We start from the raw sequence: 20,189 nt of genomic DNA on the forward strand, positions 1-20,189 counted from the left end.
CCCGCCGTCCGCCCGCGGCGCCGGCGAGGGCCAGCCCGGCGGCGGTCAGCCCGGCGGCGATCCCCAGCGCGGCGGGGGCGCTGACCCGGCCGGACGGGACCGGGCGCTCGGGGCGCTCCACCGCGTCTAGTTCCCGGTCGGCCCAGTCGTTCGCCGCCATCCCCGCCCAGTACAGACAGACGGACGCGCCGGCCAGCACCGGGGTGCGGCGGTCGAGCACGCCGGCCGCGGCGGCGCCGGCCACCACATCACCGGGGACGGAGAGCGCGGCGGGCGCGCGGACCAGTTCGACGAGATCACGCAACCGCGGCATCAGACCACGTCCCCGTCGCGGCCGCCGGCGTCGGATCCGCTGACGCCGAGCCCGCCGACGAACGTGGCGAGCACCGCCCACTGCTCGGCGAGCGAGTGCGGACCGGCGCCGATCGGATCCTTGAAGAAGAAGGCGAGTTCGGGCAGGGGGCCGGCGCGTCCGACCCGGTGCGCGGCGGCGGTGAGCCGGGCCAGGTCCAGCACGAGCGGGGCGGCGAGCGCGGAGTCGCAGCCGTGCCAGGAGAACTCCATGCGCATCGCGGTGCCGAGGAAGCCGGAGAAGGTGATCAGGTCCCAGGCCGTCTTGAAGTCGCCGATGTCGTCGACGTACTCGATGCGGGTCGTCCCCTGCGGCTGGTAGCCGAGCGTTTCGCCGAGCACACGCTGCTTGCTCGCGGTCTTCGCGGCGTTGGCGGCGGGGTCGGCGAGGTTGGCGCCGTCGCCGCCACCGAGCAGGTTGATCCCGGACCACGTCCGCACCCGCAGGTGACGCAGCGCGAACATCGGGGCGAGCACCGACTTCACCAGCGTCTCGCCGGTCTTGCCGTCGTGCCCCGTGTAGGGCACCCCGCGCTCGTGCGCCAGCTCGGCGAGGGCGGGCAGCCGGGCGCCGGTGGACGGCGTGAAGTCCACATAGGAACAGCTCGCGTGGAAGGCCGCGTACGCGACGAGCGAGCTGCCCGGAAGCACCTCGCCGGGGGCCGCGAGCGCGGCGTCGAGCGCGGCCAGCTCGGCGTGCGCCGGGTGCGGCGCTGCCACGGGTTCGGTGGTGGAGACGTTGACCACGACGACCCGGTCGAGCCGGTGCCGCTCCCGGAACGCGACGAGGTCCGCGGCGATCAGCTCCGCGGTCATCGCCTGCGTGGCGGCGGTCGGCAGCGGTCGCACCTCCCGCTCCACCGCGGTCAACTCGTCATGGACGGCGTCGACCAGCCGGGCCGGCACGACTCCGGCGGCGGCGAGCCCGTCCGCCTTCTTCAGCAACGGCGTCTCGGCGATGTCGTGCCCGCCGAAGACGAGATCGCCGAGCCCGGGCAGCGCCGGGCTGCGCAGCTCCGGCAGTTCGGTGACACAGCCGGTCGGCTCGGCGAGCCCGGCGCGCAGCGCCAGCGCTCCGACGATGCTGGTGACCGCGACCGAGCCACGCGCGCCGATTAACCAGACTCCCGTACGCATCTTCGCCTCCAGTGCCACGCCGATATGGCCGTTGTGCCGTTCCCCCCGTGACGGCCAACCGGTCGATGTCGATCGATAACCGCACCGGGGAGAATTGGGCCCCGTCCGCCTGGCCGAGCCAGGGTGGCACCACCGTGACGGCGCCGAAGTCGGCGTCGACGACGCCGTCCCGGGCCCGGTCGACCAGGCGGACGGGGCAGTGGCAGGCAGGGTCGGTCGGCGTCTCGACCCTGCCTCCCCCGCTGTTCCACGTGCTATTCAGTTGTATGTCCCCCGGTGGTCGGGCGGGCGGACCCGCCCGACCACCGGGCGCCTTACGGGGTCGTGGTGCCGAACTCGACCCAGTTGAGGTTGACCAAGCCGCTGGTCGGTCCGCCGGTGACCGGCTTGAAGACCAGGTAGAGCTGCTGCGCGCCGGCCGGGTGGCTGACCGGGACCGTCTGGCTCGCCCACGCGGTCGTGCCGCTGGTGGCGTTGAGCGTCGCCGTGGTCACCAGCGGGCCGTCCGGCGCGCCCACCCGGAGCTCCACGGTGGCCCGCGGGGTGCCCACCGTCGCGGTCGAGCCGCCGGCGTAGCGGAACGTGATGCTCTCCGCGTCGCCCAGGTTGATCGGATCGAAGGCGATGTGGTCGCCGTTGTCGATGCCGGTCAGGTGCAGGCCGCCGCCGGCGTCGTTCGTGGTGGCGGTGGTGACGCCCTGCTTGACCTGCGCGTTCTCGGCCTGCTGCTGGCGCGTCTGGACGGTGGCCTGGCCGACCGTGGTCAGCGCGGGCTGACCGTTCGCGCCCAGATCCGTGTACGTGGCGCTGATGCCGCCGTAGAGGTAGCCACCGGCGTGGTCACCACCGTCGGCCGGGGTCGCGAGCGTGCCGGTGCAGCCGGTGGTGGAGCTGTCCGGGTGCCCGTGGCCGTCGTGGCCGAGGACGAACGTCACGGTCACCCGGCTGCAGTCGATCTCGCCGTCCTCCGGGTCGGTGACCGTGATGGTGTACGGCACCGGGTCGCCCCAGTTGAAGAAGGAGCCCGAGACCGGGGAGGTCACCGTCACCGTGGGGGCCGTGTTGCCGACCGTGATGGTCCGGCTCAGCGACGCGGTCTTGCCGCTGGTGCTGGTCACCGTCAGCTTGGCGTAGTAGACCCCGTTGACCGTGTACGTGTGCGACGGGTTCGCCGCGGTGGAGTCGGTGGTGCCGTTGCCGTCGAAGTCCCAGGCGACCGAGATCGACTCGCCCGGTTCCGGGGAGCGCGAACCGGCGCTGGAGAACTGCACGGTCAGCGGGGTCCGGCCGGAGGTCGGCGTCGCGTTGAGTTCGGCGACCGGTCCACGGGTTCCCTTGACGTAGCGGACCACCGACAGCGCGGCGTCCGGGTTGGCCCGGAAGAAGCCGTCGCCGTACTCCAGCAGGTAGAGGCTGCCGTCCGGGCCGAACTCCATGTCCATCGGGTTGTCGAAGACGAACCCCGGCAGGAACTGCTCCACCCCGTGCAGCTGGCCGCTGCCGTTGGTGCGCATCATGAAGATCTTGTCGCGGGTGAACTCGCCGAAGACGACGGCGTCGTTGTAGTACTCCGGCAGCTTGTTCGCCGACTGCAGGGCGTCGTCGTACTTGTACACCGGGCCACCCATCGGACCGACGCCACCGGTGCCGATCACCGGCCACTTGAAGTCGCAGGTGCCGGCCGGGCTGGCCAGGTAGGTGTCCGCGCAGGGCGTGGTGCCGTTGAAGGTGTACCAGAACTGCGGCTGCTGCACCGGCGGCAGCGTGCCGCGGCCGGTGTTGCGCGGCGAGTCGTTGACCGGGGCCGCGCAGTTGAACGCGCCCTTCGACGTCTTCGTGGCGAAGTCGTAGTCGATGTAGGGCAGGGTCGGCGAGTAGCAGTACGGCCAGCCGTAGTTGCCGGCCTTGTTGGTGGCGAACCAGCGACCGGCGCCTTCCGGGCCGCGGGTGGCGCTGGGCACGCGCGAGTCGGGCGAGTAGTCACCGACGTAGACGAAGCCGCGGGCGTCGACGTCGAAGCGGAACGCGTTGCGGAGCCCCATCAGGAAGATCTCGGGCCGCGTCTTGTTGTCGCGGTCGGCGGGCTCGGGGAAGAGGTTGCCGGCGGGGATGCTGTACGTGCCGTCCGCCTTGACCTTGATCCGCAGCAGCTTGCCGCGGAGGTCGTTGGTGTTGGCCGAGGAACGCTGCGCGTCATAGCCCGGGCCCTGGGTCGGCGACTCGTTGATCGGGGTGTAGCCGTCCGAGCCGCCCGCGTTGGTGTCGTCACCCGTGACCAGGTAGAGCAGGCCCTTGCCGTCGAACTTGACCTCACCGGCGACGTGGCAGCAGATGCCCCGGTCGACGTCCACCCGCAGGATCTGCTGCTCGGTGGACATGTCCAGGTGCGGGCTCGGCTCCTCGACGAACTTCACCCGGGACAGCTGGTTGTAGCCCTTGAACGTGTCCCAGACCGTGGGATCCGCGCTGGTCGCCGGGGCGTCGCCCTCGTTGACACCGGGGGTCGCCGGATCGTCCACGGGCGTGTTCAGCTTCGGGGCGTAGTAGAGGTAGACCCACTTGTTGGTGGCGAAGTCGGGGTCGAGCGTGACGGACTGCAGGCCGTCCTCGTCGTGCTGGTAGACGGGAAGAGTGTTGATGATGGGGCTCGCCCCGCTCTTCGGGTCGTAGAGCCGGACCTCACCGCCCCGGGTGTTGTGCAGCACCCGCCCGTCGGGGAGCACGGCCAGCGTCATCGGCTCGCCCGGCTGGTCGTTGAGCACGACCTTCTCGTAGTTGGCGAGCACCGTCGCGCCGCAGTCCCCCGCAGCCGCGCCGGCCGCCCACTGGATGCCGCCCAGCAGATGCTTGCGGAAGGCGCCGTTGGCGTACGTGCCGGAGGAGTGGCCGAGCCCGGTGTACCAGGAGCGGCCGCCCTGGTAGTCGCGGCACCAGGTGACCGGATGGTCGAAGCCCATCGTGCCGCCGGGGTAGCTCTTCTCGCTGACCGTCGCCAGCACGTGGGCCGTGCCGCGCACGTTGGTCGCGAAGTTGTACCACTCCTCGTCGAGCGTCAACTCGCGCGGCAGCGGCCGGGTCGACGGGTGCGCGCGATCCGCGACGTCGATCGTCGCCCGGGCCACCGCGGACGCGCCGGAGACGGTGCTGCCGACCAGGTCGCGGTAGAAGGCCCACTGCGGTTCGCCCTCGGCGGCGGCGTGCACGCCGACATAGCCGTTGCCGGCCTTGACGTACCGCTCGAACGCCGCCTGCTGCGGGTCGTTGAGCAGCTCGCCGGTCGTGTTGAGGAAGACCACGGCCTTGTAGTTGGCGAGGTTCTCCTCGGTGAAGGCGGTCGCGTTCCGCGATACGTCGATGGTGAAGCCGTTGCTGTCACCCAGGGCGCGGATGGCGCTGACACCCTTGTCGATGGAGTCGTGCGGGACACCGTCGGTGCGCGTGAAGACGAGCACCTGGTAGCCGTCATGGCCGTCGTGTCCGGGGTGTGCCGTCGCGGTACCGGTCGCGATCAGGGGGGCGGACAGCGTGGCCGCGGCGACGAGGGCGAACCATCGTCGTGCCGTTGTTGCCATGTGTGTTCCTCCGGGGGGCTGGCGGATATCGTCGATGCCTACCCCTGGCGCGGTGCCACGTCCGCCAAGGTCCTGCTGTTGCGCCTCTGGTCGTCCGGCGCGGCCGGGGAATCCCGGTCCGGCCGCGCCGGACGGCCGTTCCTCGTGTCCGCAGCTCCGCACGCGGGGCGCAACCGCGTGCGGACCCTCGCGTGCGGACGCGAGGAGTCTCTTCGTTCAGGCGGGTGCCGCGGTGAGGGCCGATTCCACCGCGGTCCACGCCCGTTCCTGCGCCGAGCGCTCCACCGCCTCCAGCACCCGCTGGACCTGGAGCGCCTCGGCGAACGACGGCGACGGGTCCACCCCGTTGGCGAGCGCCTCCAGGAAGTCACGCGCCTGGTGGGTGAAGGAGTGCTCGTACCCGATGAGGTGGCCGGCGGGCCACCAGGCCGACAGGTACGGGTGCTCCGGCTCGGTCACCAGAATCCGACTGAACCCCTGCTCCTGGCTGGGCAGGGTGGCGTCGTAGAACTCCAGTTCGTTCATCCGCTCGAAGTCGAACGCGACGGAGCCGAGCGAGCCGTTGAGTTCGATGCGGAGCCCGTTCTTGCGGCCGGTGGCGAAGCGGGTCGCCTCGTACGTGCCGACCGCGCCGCCGTCGAGCCGGGCGATGAAGAGCGCCGCGTCGTCCACGGAGACCGGGCCGGTCGCCGGGCCGGCCCCGTCGAGGTGGCCGTCGACCGATGCGGCGAGGCCACTGGCCTCCCCCGGCAGCGGCCGTTCCTTGACGAAGGTCTCGGTCAGGCCGCTGACGCTGGTGATCCGCTGGCCGGTCACGAACTGGGTGGCGTCGATGATGTGCGCGCCGATGTCACCCAGCGCGCCGGAGCCCGCCTTGTCCCTCTGTAGCCGCCACACGAGCGGGAACTGCGGATCGACGATCCAGTCCTGCAGGTAGGTGGCGCGCACGTGCCGGATGACGCCGATCCGGCCACTCTCGACGAGCTGCCGCATCAGGGCGAGCGCCGGGACGCGACGGTAGTTGAACCCGCACATCACCCGTACGCCCGCGGCCCGCGCCTCGGCCGCCGCGGCCGTCATGGCCTGGGCCTCCTCGACGGTGTTGGCCAACGGCTTTTCGCACAGCACGTGCTTGCCGGCGGCCAGCGCCGCGATCGCGATCTCGGCGTGGCTGTCGCCCGGCGTGCAGATGTCGATCACGTCGATGTCGTCCCGGGCGATCAGCGCGCGCCAGTCGGTGGTGTGGCCTTCCCAGCCGAGCCGGGTGGCGGCCTCCGCCACCTTCGACTCGTCCCGGCCGCAGACGACCGCCATCCGGGCCCGCACCGGCAGGTCGTAGACCCGGTTCACGGTGCGCCACGCCTGCGAGTGCGCGGCGCCCATGAACGCGTAGCCGACCATGCCGATCCGCAGCTCATTTTCTACAGTGGACAAGGTGGGACTCCCCCCGCTATGTCAGAACCCGAGCTTGAGGTAGCTGCTCGCGTTCTCCTTGGTGATGGTCTCCGAGGCCAGCGTGATCTCCTTGGGCACCTGGAGTTCCACCAGGTCGGACATGCCCTTGCTCTGCCCGAGCAGCCGGGCCAGCGAGATCGCCGAGGAAGCCATCGAGGGGCTGTAGGTGACGGTCGCCTTCAACACGCTGTTGTCGGCCTGGATCGCCTCGATCGCGGCCTTCGAGCCGGCGCCGCCCACCATGAAGAACTCACTCCGGTTGGCCTGCTTGACCGCCGCGAGCACGCCGATCCCCTGGTCGTCGTCGTGGTTCCAGAGCGCGTCCATCTTCGGCAGCGCCTGGAGCAGGTTCGCCGCCTCCTGCTGGCCGCTGTCCGCGGTGAACCGGGCGGCCCGCCGGTTGGCGACCTTGAAACCGTGGGCGGCGAGCGCCTCGCGGAAGCCGGTGGAGCGTTCCTGGGTCAGCTCCAGTTCGTCCATGCCGGCGATCTCGCCGATGATCGGGGCGGTGACGCCCTTCTTCTTGAGCTCCGCGGCGATGTAGTTGCCGGCAGAGACGCCCATGCCGTAGTTGTCGCCCTTGATCATGACGCGGTAGGCGAGCGCCTGGGTGAAGGCCCGGTCGAGGTTGATCACGGGGATCCCCGCCTCCATCGCCTTGCGGCCGCTGGCGGTGAGCTCCTTGCCGTCATGCGGCAGCATCACGATGACGTCCGGCTTCTGCGCGATCAACGTGTCGATCGCGGCACGCTGGGCCGCGGCGTCCGCGCCGGCCTCGACGCTCTTGAACTCCACGTCCGAGTACGCCGCGGCCTGCGACTTGGCGTTGTTGGTGATCGCGGCGAGCCAGCCGTGGTCGGCCGCGGGCGCGGAGAAGCCGACCACCACCTTCTTGCCGGCGGCGGCGTTCGGGTTGGCGCCGTCCGCCCCCTTGGTCTGGGCGCTCTGTGGCGAGCTCTCGTTGCTGGTGCACGCCGTGAGCAGCGCGCCGGCGCCGACCGCGGCACCGCCGAGCAGCAGCCGGCGACGGGACAGGTCGCTTCCTTCCGCCCTGCCGAAGAACTTGGTCATGACGACCTCCTGGTGTCAGGTGGTGGGGATGTGGGTGCGGTGGTGGGGTTTTCGGGTGTGACGGGCCCGGCGGCCGTCCCGGCGGGACGGTCACCCAGGTGGTGCTGGGGCGGTGGGTTACCCGGTGGTGAGTTTGTTGCGCGACAGGAGCTGGGTCAGGGAGTTGAAACGGAACTGCTGGACCAGTACGGCGGCGACGATGATGCCGCCCTTGATCATGTTCTGCGATTCGGTGGTGAGGCCGTTGATCGCGAAGAGGTTCGTGATGGTGGAGAAGACGAGCACCCCGAGGAGCGCTCCGACGATGGTGCCGCGGCCGCCGCTGAGCAGCGTGCCACCGATGATCGCCGCGGCGATCGCGTCGAGTTCGTAGAGGTTGGCCATCGCGGCCTGCGCGGAGTTGGCCTGGGCGGTCAGCATGATCGCGCCGATGCCGCAGCAGAGCCCGGAGAGGGCGTAGAGCATCAGGGTGTGGGCCTTGACGTTGATGCCGGCGAGGCGGGCCGCCTCGCCGTTTCCGCCGACCGCCACCGTGCGCCGGCCGAAGGTGGTGCGGTTGAGCAGCACCCAGCCCAGCGCCGCGACGACCACCAGGATCACCACCAGCACCGGGATGCCGAGCAGCTTGGTGCTCGCGATGTCGTTGATGAACTGCGAGGTCGAGACCTGCGTCTGCTTGTTGGAGATCTCGGCCGCCAGGCCGCGGGCCGCGACCATCATCGCCAGCGTGGCGATGAAGGGCACCAGCCGGCCGTACGAGATCAGCACCCCGTTGACCAGGCCGACGCCGAGGCCGACGACGAGCCCGGTGAAGATCATGCCGCCGGCGCCGTAGCTCTGGGTCGCCAGCGTGGTGGCCCAGACGCCGGCCAGCGCCATGATCGCGCCGACCGACAGGTCGATGCCGCCGCCGATGATCACAAACGTCATACCGACCGTGACCACACCGATCGCGGAGGCCTGCTGCAGGATCGTGAACGTGTTGTTCTTGACCCAGGTGGCGTCACTGTAGAGCTCCGGCTGGGTGATGATGCCGATGACGACCAGCGCCACCAGCACCCCGACCAGCCCGAGGTTGCGCTTGGCGTAGTCGCTGGCGTCCGAGCGCCACCAGCTTCCCGTGTCGCCGCGGTGCTGTTCCTTCGCCGGTCCGGGCATCGTCGCGGTCGCGGTTGCCTCCCCAGGTCCGGCATGCGCCGTCGCCTCGTCCGCGGTCACAGTCCTTCTCCTTCGTTCGCAAGTCGGCCGGTGTCGATTCCCCCGGTATCGATTCCCCCGGTATCGATGCCCCCGCTTCGGGTCGCGTCGCTCATGCGGCGGCGCCTTCCATCAGCGATCCCGCCATCACGAGATCCAGCACGGTCTCTTCGTCGAGCTCGCTGCCGGGCGCCTCGTGGATGACCCGCCCCTCGCGCATGACCAGCACCCGGTCGGCCAGACCGAGCACCTCGGGCACCTCGCTGGAGACCAGCAGCACCCCGACGCCCTGCGCGGCCAGGGCACGGATCACCTGGTAGAGCTCGGCCCGGGCGCCGACATCGACGCCGCGGGTGGGCTCGTCGAGCAGCAGCAGCCGGGTCTCCCCCAGCAGCCAGCGGCCGACCACCACCTTCTGCTGGTTGCCGCCGGAGAGCTGACGCACCGCCCGCCGCACGTCACGCGGGCGCAGGTCCAGCTTCTCCGCGATCCGGTTCGCCTCGGCCAGCTCACGCCCGGCGTCGGTGAACCCGGCGCGGGCGAGTCGGCTGAACGTGGAGAGCGTGACGTTGCGGTAGATCGGCTCGCCGAGCAGCAGCGCCTGGCTCTTGCGTTCCTCCGGCGCCATCCCCATGCCGGCGCGGACGGCGGCCCCGACGCTCCCCGCGCGCAACGCCTTACCCGACATCCGCACCGTGCCCGCCTCCGCGCGGCGGGCGCCGAAGATGGTCTCCAGCAGTTCGGAGCGGCCGGATCCGACGAGACCGGCGATGCCGACGACCTCGCCCGGCCCGACGGAGAGGGAGACGTCGGCGAACTCGCCGTGCCGGGTGAGCCCGTCGACCCGGAGCAGGTCCCCGCCGCGGGGCTCGGCCGCCGGGCGCTCCGGGAAGACGTACTCGATGGTGCGTCCGGTCATCCGGCTGACCAGCTCGCGCGTAGGGGTGGAACGCGCGGGCAGGTTGGCGGCCGTGGTCCGGCCGTCCTTGAGTACGGTAACGCGGTCGCCGATCTCGCGGATCTCCTCCAGCCGGTGCGAGATGTAGATGACCGCGATCCCCTGCGCGGTGAGCTCCCGGATGATCCGGAAGAGGTTGCCGACCTCGTCATGGGCGAGCACCGCGCTCGGTTCGTCCATGATGATCAGCTTGGCCTCGTGCGACAGGGCGCGGGCCATGCTGACGATCTGCTTGCCCGCCGCGGGCAGCGAGCGCACCAGGCGGCGCGGCGGGATCTCGGCGTGGCCGAGCCGACCGAGGATGTCGCGGGTGGCCCGCGCCATCTGTCCGGTGCGGACGAAGCCGAGCCGGCGCGGCTCGTGGCCGAGGAAGGCGTTCTCCGCCACCGACAGGTCCTCGACCAGATCGAGCTCCTGGTAGATGGTGGCGATGCCGCCCTTCATCGCGGCCTGCGGGTTGGCGAAGTCCACCTGCTCGCCGAGCCACTCGACCTGGCCCGAGTCGGGGCGGTGCACCCCGGCCAGCACCTTGATCAGGGTCGACTTGCCGGCGCCGTTCTGCCCGAGCAGGCAGTGCACCTCGCCGGCGCGGACCTCCAGCTGCACGCCGTCGAGGGCGCGTACGCCGGGGAAGGTCTTCACCACGTCGGTGAGGCGCAGCACGACCGGACGCTCGTCGGTCTCGGCCATCTCGCTTCCTCCGCTCACGATGGTTGACTCGGTCATGACGCCTGCTCGAAGGCGACGTCGCTGGCGAGCACCGCGGCCCCGGTGACGCCGGCGCGCGAGCCCAGCTCGGAGAGGACCACCGGCAGGTTGCCGGTGGCCAGCGGCAGCGAACGGCGGTAGACCACGCTGCGGATCTCGGCGAGCAGGATGTGCCCGAGGTGGGCGAGCCCGCCGCCGATGACGATCATCGAGGGGTTGGCGAAGCTGACCAGGCCGGCGAGGACGCTGCCGACCCGGCGTCCTCCGTCGCGGATCAGTCGGATGCAGGTCGGGTCGCCTTCGGTCGCGCACTCCGCGACATCGCGGGCGGAGACCGCGCCGCCCGCCGCGAAGCGCTCGGCGAGGGCCGGGGAGGTGCCGGCGCGGGCCGCCATGGTGGCCTCCTTGGCCAGCGCCGCCCCACTGAACAGCGCCTCCAGGCATCCGACGTTGCCGCAGGAGCACATCGGGCCGTTGGCGTCGACCTGGATGTGGCCGATGTCCCCGGCGCAGCCGTCGGTGCCGCGGTAGACCCCACCGGTCAGGTAGATGCCGCAGCCGATGCCGGTGCCGATCTTCAGGAAGAGGAAGTCGTCGACGGAGTGCGCGACCCCGCCGTGCCGCTCCCCGATCGCCATGATGTTGACGTCGTTGTCGACCACCGCCGGGCAGCCATGCTCACGGGTGAGCAGCTCACGGACCGGGAACCGGTCCCAGCCGGGCATGATCGGCGGCGACACGGGGACGCCGTCGCGGTAGCTGACCGGCCCCGGCACGCCGATGCCGATCGAGTCGAGCCGCTCGTAGACGCCGTCGACCTTCGCCTTGGCCAGCAGCTCGTTGACCCGGTGCAGGATCACCTTGGGACCGGAGCGGATGTCCGAGGCCTCGCTGTAGGCGGCGATCGGCTCCAGCCGGCCGTTGGTGACCTCGACGTCGATGGAGCTGGCGCCCAGATCCACGGCGGCGAAGCGGAGATCGGGGTTGAGTTCGACCAGGGTGGAGCGGCGGCCGCCACGGGAGGCGGCCATCCCTGCCTCGGTCACGAATCGCGTGCCGACCAACCGGTCCAGCTCGGCGAGGAGCCGCGGACGCGGGATCTCCAGCTGGTCGGCGAGCTCGGCGCGGGAGATGGCGCCCTGGTCGCGCAGCAGGCGCAGCAGTCGCAGATGCAGGGGGTCCGCGGTGCGCACTGGGTCACCTCCGGGGGATTCACACCGACGCAACCTCGGCGTGTTGTGCTCGACACAGTAGGAGCGTTCTCACCTTCGTGTCTAGAGCTTTGCTCCACTAAGGCCGTAACTTTTATCGAACAAAGCAGAAGTCATTGACAGGCCCGGCAAAACAATCTTGTTCCGCACCCTCCGCGCCCTCCCCGGCCACCGTGATCACGAGGTCCACAGCCGACGGACCCGGCGCGGGCGCGACGAATCCCTTGATCAGCAAGGCGTCGCGGGCATGCGGCGACACCCGGCCGCGCGCGGTGCGCGGCCGGGTCGCCGTCCGTGTCGGTATCCGGATCAGTCGTTGCTGTAGATGGTCAACTCGGACATGTTCTGGTAGCTGAGGTTGGCGAAGTCCAACGACTGGCCCGGGTTGGCGGCGCCGCCGGGCGCGGTGTCCATCTCCCAGTTGGCGTGGTGGAAGTCGTACTCGCCGATGGTCTGGAAGAACTGCTGGAAATTGATGTCGCCCTCACCGAACGGCGTCATGTCGTAGCCGTTGGGCACCGCGGTGTTCCGGTTGCCGTCCTTGGCATGGAAGAGCGGGAAGCGCTTGGGACGCTTCGCCACGGTCAGGATCGGGTCGAACAGGTCGGTGCGCTCGCGGCCCGACGAGTTGACGTACTTGGTGTGCTTGTAGCGGGCCACGTACGCCCAGAAGATGTCCAGCTCGAAGAAGACGTACTTCGGGTCGGTCTTGCCCATGAAGTACTCGAGTTTGCGGATGCCGGACGAGCGGGTCGGCTTGTTGTTGGCGTCCAGCGGGCCACTGTCGAGCAGGAACCCGTAGGCGGCGTCGTGGTTGTGGGTGTAGAGCCGCATCCCGCGCGCCTTCGCCTGCCGGCCCAGCTCGTTCCACAGGTCCGCGGCGGCGTCCCAGTCGGCCTGGTGCGCGCTGCCGGTCGGGTCACCGCCCGTGCCGATGTTCTTCATGCCGAGCTGTTCCGCGATGTCCAACTGCTGCTGGAACGTGGCGGCGTTGATCGACGTGTGGGTGCCGTTGGCGACCAGGCCGTTGTCGTCGAGGATCTTGCGGATCTCCGCTGGCGTGATCTGCCGACCGAGGATCGAGGTGTGCTGGTTGTAACCGGCGAACTCGATCTCCTTGTAACCCATCTCGGCGAGGCGGGCGAGCACCCGCTCGAAGCCGTACGGAACTCCGCTGTCGTCCGGCGCCGCACCGATCCGGTCCCGGACGCTGTAGAGGATGATGCCGCGGTTGCGCTCGGGAATGAGGGGGTCGACCCGCCAATCGTCCTTGGCGGTAGCCGGGCGGCCGGTCTGCAGCACGGGCAGCCCGACGGCGCCGAGGGCGGCCGCCGCCCCGGCCGAGGCGGCGAGGATCCGGCGCCGGGTGAGCGCGGGGTTGGGTCGGGCGGCGTCGCCCGTACGGCGTTGCACCTCGTCCATTTTTCTCCACCTTTCTACGGCGACCCGCTGGTCGCCTGATGTTCGAATAGGAGGGTCCGCGGTGTACGTGGGCCATGCGCCGCCGATACGCGATGGCCCGGGGCGTGCGGGCGGGCCGCCGCCGGGACCGGTTGTCACGACGGAGGGTCCGCGGCTGCCCGTGCCACGCCCCTGGCACGGTGCAACCCGGGTCCTGGCGGACCCTTACGGTGCTGACCTCGACGTTTGCGACTTGTGTCGCACGTGTTACGTCTGGGCAGACGGTATCCCTACAGGTGAGGGAAAGAAAGACCCCGATCAAGCAAACTTTCGGGCGTCAGGCCGATAGCTTTGTCCTCAGTCGAGACGAAGTTATCGACGGTGGTGGTTACTTGTAGAGCAGCTTGCCCATCCGCCGTCCGGCGACCGTCAACCCGAGCACCGTCAGCGCGAGCAGGTAACCGACGTCGAAAAGCTGCACAGCACCGAGGCTTCCCAGGCTGATGCCCCGAAGGAGATCCACCGCCCGGTACAGCGGCGTGACCTCGACCAGCCACCGCAGCACCGTCGGGTAGGACTCGGCGGGCACGAAGGTGCCGGAGAAGAGGAAGAGCGTGAACTGGGCCGACCCCATCAGGTCGAAGTCCTGCCAGCTGCGCATGAATGTGGAGAGCGCCATGCCCAGCGCGCCGAACGCGAAGCCCGCCAGGACCGCGGCCGGGAAGGCGGCCAGCGCGCGCCCCGCGGTGGTGAGGTCCATCGCCACCATGACGCCGAGGAACCCGGCCGAATAGGCGGCGCCGCGCAGCATCGCCCAACCCAGCTCGCCGAGGGCGATCTCGAACGGCTGCACGGGGGTCGCCAGGATCCCGTCGTACAGCTTCACGTATTTCATCTTCCCGAACAAGTTGAAGGTGGTCTCCGCGAGCGCGCCGGACATCGCCGACGACGCGAGCATCGCCGGCGCGACGAAGGCCGCGTAGGTGACGACCTGTCCGGTGGGGAGGGTGAGGTCGCCGATCAGCGCACCGACACCGACACCGATGGAGAGCAGGTAGAGCACCGGCTCGAGGAAGCCGGAGATCAACACCAACCAGTAGGCGGACTTGAGCGCGGCGGCGTTGCGCTCCATCACCGACACGGAGCGCCGGGCCGCGGCGGGGAGCCCGATCAGTCGGGGCAGGACGAGGCTGACCATCACATCTCTTTCCTGTGCTTCCTGGGCTGCCCGTCCGCGCTAGCCGATCAGGCGGCGGCGGAACCGGGCGTGCGCGAGCAGCCAGCCCACCGCCACCCAGGCGGCGAGGTAGAGCAGGTGACCGGTCACGGACCAGGCGGGCGCGACGCCGAGCGTCACGGCCCGGCACAGATCGACGCCGTGCCAGAGCGGCGACACGTAGGCGAGCCAGCGCAGCGCGTCCGGCAGCGACTCGACCGGAAAGAAGACGCCGGCGAACAACGACATCGGAATGACCGCGACCCGGAACAGCAGGGCGAGGTAACTGTCGCTGTGGATGCTCGCGCTGAACGCGATGGTCGGCAACGCCACCGCCGCCCCGACCAGCAGCACCAGGAGGAGTGTGGCGGGTGCCCACGCCGAGTGCAGCGTGCCGAAGCCGGCCGCGACCAACAGGAACGCGGCGGCGGTCAACAGCACCCGCAGGAGGGTGAAGGCCAGTTGTCCGCCGAGGATGTCACTGATCCGCAGCGGCGCCGCGGCCTGCGAGAAATACGTCTTCACCCACTCGAAGCGGCTCAGCACCGGCCAGGTGGACTCCATCATCGCGACCTGCATCGCGGTGGAGGCGATCAGCCCGGGGATGATCCAGTCGAGATAGGGCACGCCGTCGATGCCGCTGTCCACGTAGGCGCCGACGCCCACGCCGAAACTGAGCACGGTGAGCAGGGGCAGCAGGAACGAGGAGAAGACGCTGCCGCGCCAGGTGCGTCGGTAGCCGATGAGATGGAACTCCAGCACCGCCAGGGTCGGGGTCAGCGCGCTCACGTCAGTCCACCAACGTCCGGCCGGTCAGGTGCAGGAACACATCCTCCAGGCTGCTGCGCCGGACCAGGACGCTGGTCGGCTCCAGCCCGCGCAGCTGCACCTGGGCGAGCGCCGCGTCACCGTCGTCGGCGTAGAGCAGGATCCGGTCGGGCAGCACCTCGATCCGCTCGCCGAGCCCGGTCAGCTTGCCGGCGAAGTCCTGCTGCGAATCCGTGGGGAAGCGGAGCTCCACCACCTCCCGGGTGGAGTATCGCGTGATGAGATCGCGGGGCGAACCCTCGGCGGCGATCCTGCCGGCGTCCATCACGACGAGCCGGTCGCAGAGCTGCTCCGCCTCGTCCATGTAGTGCGTGGTGAGCACGAGCGTCACCCCCTGCTGCTTCAACCGGAACAACCGCTCCCACACGAGGTGCCGGGCCTGCGGGTCGAGGCCGGTGGTCGGCTCGTCGAGGAGCACGAGCTCGGGCTGGTTGACCAGTGCCCGGGCGATCGTCAGCCGGCGTTTCATCCCGCCGGAGAGGGGCTCGACCTTGCTGCCGGACCGGTCGGCGAGCTGCACGAAATCGAGCAGCTCGTCGGCGCGTTGCCGCGCCACCCGGCGCGGGATGCCGAAGTAACGCGCATAGGTCGTCAGATTTTCCCGCACCGTCAGCTCTGGATCGAGATTGTCGAGCTGCGGGCAGACACCGAGCCGGGCGCGGATGGCCGGGCCGTCCCGGAGCGGGTCCATGCCCAGGATCCGCAGCGTCCCGCCGGTGGGCGGGGAGACGCAGGCGACCATCCGCATGGTCGAGCTCTTGCCCGCCCCGTTGGGCCCGAGGAAGCCGAAGGCCTCCCCACGCGGCACGTCGACGTCGATGCCGTCCACGGCGGTGAAATCGCCGAACCGCTTTCGCAGTCCGCGTGCGTGGATCAGTGCGTGATCGTTGCTCGCCGTCACCGAAAGAACCTAACCCCGAGGTACGACACCCCCGCTACCGAGTTTCCGCGATTGCCCGGTACGACCAGGGCGGCGGGCAATGATGATCATCGGTCACGACAACCCACAACCCTGCTTTTGTGTTTACGAGAACAAAGTTTGTCTTAAGATTCTTGAAGTTGAGGGGGAAATGCTTTAAGTTTCCAGCACACGAAGGGGCTGCTCCCCCGGATGCGTAAGATCAGGCTTGCCCTTCGTCACCTCGCGAGGTGACGAAACCGCCGACCGCCACCGCTCGATCGGCCGGAGACAGGGCGACAACGGATCGCACCCGCCTATCGCCCTACCGTCGACCAGTCGCTGCAGCCGCGCCAGCTCCAGGTTAGGAAAATGACGAACGTGTTGGGAGTCTGGCCGGAAAACCCGCACCAGTCGCAGGTCCTCCGTCTGCTCCGCGACGACGGAGCGGCCTCCCGCGCCGAGCTCGGGGACGCCGTCGGACTCTCCCGCTCCAAGGTGGCGACCGAGCTGGACCGGCTGCTGGAGCGCGGCCTCATCGAGACGGTCGGCCCCGCCGCATCGCGGGGCGGGCGACGCTCCTCGATCGTCCGGATCGCCGCCGCGACACGGTTTCTCAGCGTCAACATCGGCGCCACCACCATCGACCTCGCGGTCACCGACGGCGAGCTGCGCGTGCTGTCGCGGGTGACCGAACACACCGAGCTGCGTCAGGGACCGACCACGGTGATCGGCCAGGCGCTCGAGCTGATCAACAAGGTCCGCGCGGATTCGGGCACCACCCGGTTCACCGGCGCCGGCATCGGCATCCCCGGCCCGGTCAGCTTCCGCGAGGGCGTGCCGGTCTCACCGCCCTTCATGCCCGGCTGGCACCGCTTTCCCGTACGCGAAATGTTCAGCACCGAGCTCGGCTGCCCCGTCCTGGTCGACAATGACGTCAACATCATGGCGCTCGGCGAGAAGCACGCCGGCATCGCCAAGTCCTTCGACGACTTCCTCTTCGTCAAGATCGGTGCCGGCATCGGCGCCGGCATCGTCGTCGGCGGCGCGGTCTACCGGGGCGCCAACGGCTGCGCCGGCGACATCGGGCACACGGCCGTCGACGCGAACGGCCCCGTCTGCGTCTGCGGCAACGTCGGCTGTCTGGAGGCGTACTTCGGTGGTGCGGCGCTCACCCGCGACGCCCTCGCCGCGGCCCGCACCGGCCGCTCCGACCACCTGGCCGATCAGCTCGCGCAGGCCGGCACGCTGAGCGCGGTCGACGTCGCGCACGCGGCCGCCGCCGGCGACCCGGTCGCGATCGGGATGGTGCGCGACGGCGGACGGCGGGTGGGGCAGGTGCTGGCCGGCCTGGTGAGCTTCTTCAACCCGGGCATGATCGTCATCGGTGGCGGGTTGGCCGGGATGGGGCACGCGCTGCTCGCCGAGATCCGCGGCGTGGTCTACCGCGCATCGCTGCCGCTGGCGACCGGCGACATGCCGATCGTGCTCTCCGAGATGGGCGACCAGGCCGGACTCGTCGGCGCCACGCGCATGGTCAGCGACCACGTCTTCACCGCCAGCACCCCCACCTGACCCCGCCCCGGACGGTCCCTCTCTCCCTCTGTCTGTCGATCAAGGACGAATGCACACGGTTTGATCTCCGATCGTGTGCATACGTCCTTGATCGACGACGACTCCCTTGATCCACGGAGGCGCCGGGGGCGGGCGCGCGGGCTACAGCGTGGGGTCGGCCGTACCGCGGGCCTGGGCGACCAGCGCCGCGGTCAACTCCCGCGCCTCGGCCGAATCGCCGTCGGTCGCCGGGTCGTAGCGCACGGTCCAGCTCAGCCCGTCCACGCCGCTCACCCGCCTCCCCACGACCCGCACTCCGCCGGCGTCGAACTGGTGGTGCAGGCTGTACGCCACGGAGCCGGTCACCCGGGTCCGGACATGCTCCGGCACCTCGCCGGGGTCGGGCAGCCGGTAGGACTCCACCGCCCGGTCGGCGACGACGCGGTATCCGTCACGCTGCTCGACCGTCGCGGCCGGCGTGACCGCGAGTTCGGTGCCCGACCAGACCGCCTTGTGGATGTCGTGCCAGCCCAGTCGGGCGTCCCGTCCCGGCAGCCAGAGGCCCCGGTTGGTCACCACGAGAACGGCGTCGGAGTCGGCGAGGCTCGCCCAGGCGAGCACCCGCTCCTCACGGTCGAGCGCCGGACGACGGTCGGCCGGCAACTTCGGCCGGCGGCGGAACAGTGCGAACACGTCTACAACCCTCCTGCGGCCTGCTCGCGCAGCGCCCGTGCGTGCTGTTCGAGGGAGAGCAGCTCACCGAAGAGGGCGAAGTACTCATCCTTGTGGGCCACCGGGTTGATCCGCTGCACCTTCGACTTCAGGTCGCGGATCCGCCCGGTCACCGCGCCCCACTCGAGCCGGGCCAGCGTCACCGACACGTAGCGCGGGTCGGGCTCGCCGTCGAGCCGCAGCGGCTCCACGGCGAGTTCGCCGACGAGCGCCTTGGCGGCGAGGTCGGCGGCGGCGTCGCGAACCGCTTCGATCCAGACCGCGCCACCGGCCCCGACAGCCGCGCCGCCGGCCTCGGCGATCGCGACGCGGATCGCGCGGTGCAGCGGGTGGCGGTAGACCTCGGTGCCGAGCGCGTCGAACATCGGCCCGGCGAGCACGGGCAGCTGCAGGGCGAGCTTGAGCGCCTCGCGTTCGACCATCAGTTGCGGATTGTCCACGTCGGACTCGACCGGCGCGGGCCGGGCCGGAGCCTCGGTCGCCCCGGTGTTGCCCGCCTTGGGTGGCGCCGCGGCGGCGGCGAGCACGGCCCGCTGCACCGGCTCGATCTCCATGCCGAGATCGCCGGCGAGCTTGCGGACGTACTCCGGACGCTTTTCCCGGTCTTTGATCTTCGCGACCAGCGGCGCCGCGCGGCGCATCGCCTCGACCCGGCCGTCGACGGTGTCCAGGTCGTAACGGTCCAGCACCTGGCGCAGCGCGAAGTCGACCAGCGGCTCCCGCCGGGCGACCAGGTCGCGGACCGCCATGTCCCCCTTGGCGAGCCGCAGGTCGCACGGGTCCATGTTGTCGGGGCTGACCGCGATGAAGGTGCGGCCGACGAAGCGCTGGTCGTCCTCGAACGCGCGCAACGCGGCCTTCTGGCCGGCGGCGTCCCCGTCGAAGGTGAAGATGACCTCCCCCGCGATCGCGTCGGTGTCCATCAGCAGGCGGCGCAGCACCGAGATGTGGTCGGCGCCGAAGGCGGTGCCACAGGTCGCCACGGCGGTCGGCACCCCGGCGAGGTGGCAGGCCATTACGTCGGTGTAACCCTCGACGATCACCGCCCGCCCCTGCTTGGCGATCTCCCGCTTGGCCTGGTCGATGCCGTAGAGGACGTGCGACTTCTTGTAGATCGGCGTCTCGGGGGTGTTGAGGTATTTCGGCCCGTCGTCATCGTCGAAGAGTTTGCGGGCGCCGAAGCCGATCACGTCACCGGAGATCTCCCGGATCGGCCAGAGCAGCCGGCGACGGAAGCGGTCGATCAGCGAACCCGAGCGCGCCTCCCGGGACAGCCCGGCCGTGATCAGCTCCTGACTGGTGAAGCCCTTCTGCCGCAGGTGCTTGGTGAGCGGGTCCCAGGCGTCCGGCGCGAACCCGCAGCCGTAGCGCTCGGCGGCGGCCTTGTCGAAACCGCGCTGGGCGAGGAACTCGCGGGCCGGGCGCGCCCCGGCCGTGCCGAGCTGGCCGGTGTAGAACTCGACGGCCGCGGCGTGCGCGGCGACCAGGCGCTGCTTCTGGCCGGGCTGCTGGCGTACGGGCGCCGGACCGGCCTCGATGTAGCGCAGCTGGATGCCGGACCGGTCGGCGAGGCGCTCGACCGACTCGATGAACGTCAGGTGCTCGGCGTCCATGAGGAACTTGATCGCGTCCCCACCGGCTCCGCAGCCGTGGCAAAAGTAGACATTTCGGCCGGGAGCGACCGTGAACGACGGCGTCTTCTCGTCGTGGAACGGGCAGAGCCCCTTCATGTTGCCGCCACCGGCCGACTTGAGGGTGACGCTCTCGGAGATGATGTCGGCGATGGAGGTGCGTTCACGCACCAGCGCGATGTCCTCGTCCCGGATTCGACCAGCCATGCGCCGCCGCTCACCCCCTTCTCTCCGGGGTACATCCTGCCCTGCCTATCCGATCATGACTG

At 70.3% G+C, this 20,189-nt stretch carries 15 protein-coding genes; 1 reads left to right on the top strand and 14 read right to left on the bottom strand.

Features of this window, described 5'->3' with window-relative positions; genetic code table 11:
* The 12 genes from AB0J06_RS17010 to AB0J06_RS17065 form a co-directional block, all read right to left on the bottom strand.
* Positions 1 to 313, bottom strand: a 313-nt coding sequence (locus AB0J06_RS17010) for a UbiA family prenyltransferase (RefSeq protein WP_357429436.1), incomplete at its 3' end; no start/stop codon positions are given.
* Positions 313 to 1,488, bottom strand: a complete 1,176-nt coding sequence (locus tag AB0J06_RS17015) for an inositol-3-phosphate synthase (RefSeq protein WP_357429594.1) — start codon at positions 1,486 to 1,488, stop codon at positions 313 to 315. The genes AB0J06_RS17015 and AB0J06_RS17010, both read right to left, overlap by 1 nt.
* A gap of 314 nt (positions 1,489 to 1,802) precedes the next feature.
* Positions 1,803 to 5,060, bottom strand: coding sequence for a ThuA domain-containing protein (locus AB0J06_RS17020; protein ID WP_357429438.1), 3,258 nt, complete (start codon positions 5,058 to 5,060; stop codon positions 1,803 to 1,805).
* A gap of 216 nt (positions 5,061 to 5,276) precedes the next feature.
* Positions 5,277 to 6,494, bottom strand: a complete 1,218-nt coding sequence (locus AB0J06_RS17025) for a Gfo/Idh/MocA family oxidoreductase (RefSeq protein ID WP_357429440.1) — start codon at positions 6,492 to 6,494, stop codon at positions 5,277 to 5,279.
* Positions 6,495 to 6,515: 21 nt separating this feature from the next.
* Positions 6,516 to 7,586, bottom strand: a complete 1,071-nt coding sequence (locus AB0J06_RS17030; protein WP_357429442.1) for a substrate-binding domain-containing protein — start codon at positions 7,584 to 7,586, stop codon at positions 6,516 to 6,518.
* 117 nt (positions 7,587 to 7,703) lie between these two features.
* Positions 7,704 to 8,744 carry an ABC transporter permease gene (locus AB0J06_RS17035; RefSeq protein ID WP_357429596.1) on the bottom strand — a complete coding sequence of 347 codons (1,041 nt, stop codon included), beginning with the start codon at positions 8,742 to 8,744 and terminating at the stop codon, positions 7,704 to 7,706.
* A 151-nt stretch (positions 8,745 to 8,895) separates the two neighbouring features.
* The gene (locus AB0J06_RS17040) at positions 8,896 to 10,467 is read right to left on the bottom strand and encodes a sugar ABC transporter ATP-binding protein (RefSeq protein WP_357429444.1); all 1,572 of its coding nucleotides are present in this window, start codon (positions 10,465 to 10,467) and stop codon (positions 8,896 to 8,898) included.
* On the bottom strand, positions 10,464 to 11,642 hold the full coding sequence (locus AB0J06_RS17045; protein ID WP_357429446.1) for an ROK family protein: 1,179 nt from the start codon (positions 11,640 to 11,642) through the stop codon (positions 10,464 to 10,466). The genes AB0J06_RS17040 and AB0J06_RS17045 overlap by 4 nt, the downstream gene beginning before the upstream one ends.
* A 327-nt stretch (positions 11,643 to 11,969) precedes the next feature.
* Complete coding sequence (locus AB0J06_RS17050; protein ID WP_357429448.1) at positions 11,970 to 13,082, bottom strand: sugar phosphate isomerase/epimerase; 1,113 nt, start codon at positions 13,080 to 13,082, stop codon at positions 11,970 to 11,972.
* Between the two features lie 367 nt (positions 13,083 to 13,449).
* Positions 13,450 to 14,259, bottom strand: coding sequence for an ABC transporter permease (locus AB0J06_RS17055; protein ID WP_357429450.1), 810 nt, complete (start codon positions 14,257 to 14,259; stop codon positions 13,450 to 13,452).
* A gap of 39 nt (positions 14,260 to 14,298) precedes the next feature.
* Positions 14,299 to 15,066, bottom strand: a complete 768-nt coding sequence (locus AB0J06_RS17060; RefSeq protein ID WP_357429452.1) for an ABC transporter permease — start codon at positions 15,064 to 15,066, stop codon at positions 14,299 to 14,301.
* A 1-nt stretch (position 15,067) separates the two neighbouring features.
* Entirely contained in the window at positions 15,068 to 16,006 is a 939-nt protein-coding gene (locus AB0J06_RS17065) for an ABC transporter ATP-binding protein (protein ID WP_357429454.1), read from the bottom strand.
* Between the two features lie 369 nt (positions 16,007 to 16,375).
* Here AB0J06_RS17065 and AB0J06_RS17070 point away from each other — a divergent pair, with 369 nt between their 5' ends.
* Positions 16,376 to 17,578, top strand: coding sequence for an ROK family transcriptional regulator (locus tag AB0J06_RS17070; RefSeq protein ID WP_357429456.1), 1,203 nt, complete (start codon positions 16,376 to 16,378; stop codon positions 17,576 to 17,578).
* Between the two features lie 141 nt (positions 17,579 to 17,719).
* Here AB0J06_RS17070 and AB0J06_RS17075 read toward each other — a convergent pair whose 3' ends face one another.
* Both AB0J06_RS17075 and dnaG read right to left on the bottom strand, forming a co-directional pair.
* The gene (locus AB0J06_RS17075; RefSeq protein WP_357429458.1) at positions 17,720 to 18,250 is read right to left on the bottom strand and encodes a hypothetical protein; all 531 of its coding nucleotides are present in this window, start codon (positions 18,248 to 18,250) and stop codon (positions 17,720 to 17,722) included.
* 2 nt (positions 18,251 to 18,252) lie between these two features.
* A complete protein-coding gene (gene dnaG / locus AB0J06_RS17080; protein ID WP_357429460.1) occupies positions 18,253 to 20,127 on the bottom strand; it encodes a DNA primase in 1,875 nt (624 codons plus the stop codon).
* Between the last annotated feature and the right edge of the window lie 62 nt (positions 20,128 to 20,189).

Origin of the sequence: Micromonospora sp. NPDC049679 (assembly GCF_040659735.1) — a bacterium.
Classification (GTDB): domain Bacteria; phylum Actinomycetota; class Actinomycetes; order Mycobacteriales; family Micromonosporaceae; genus Micromonospora_I.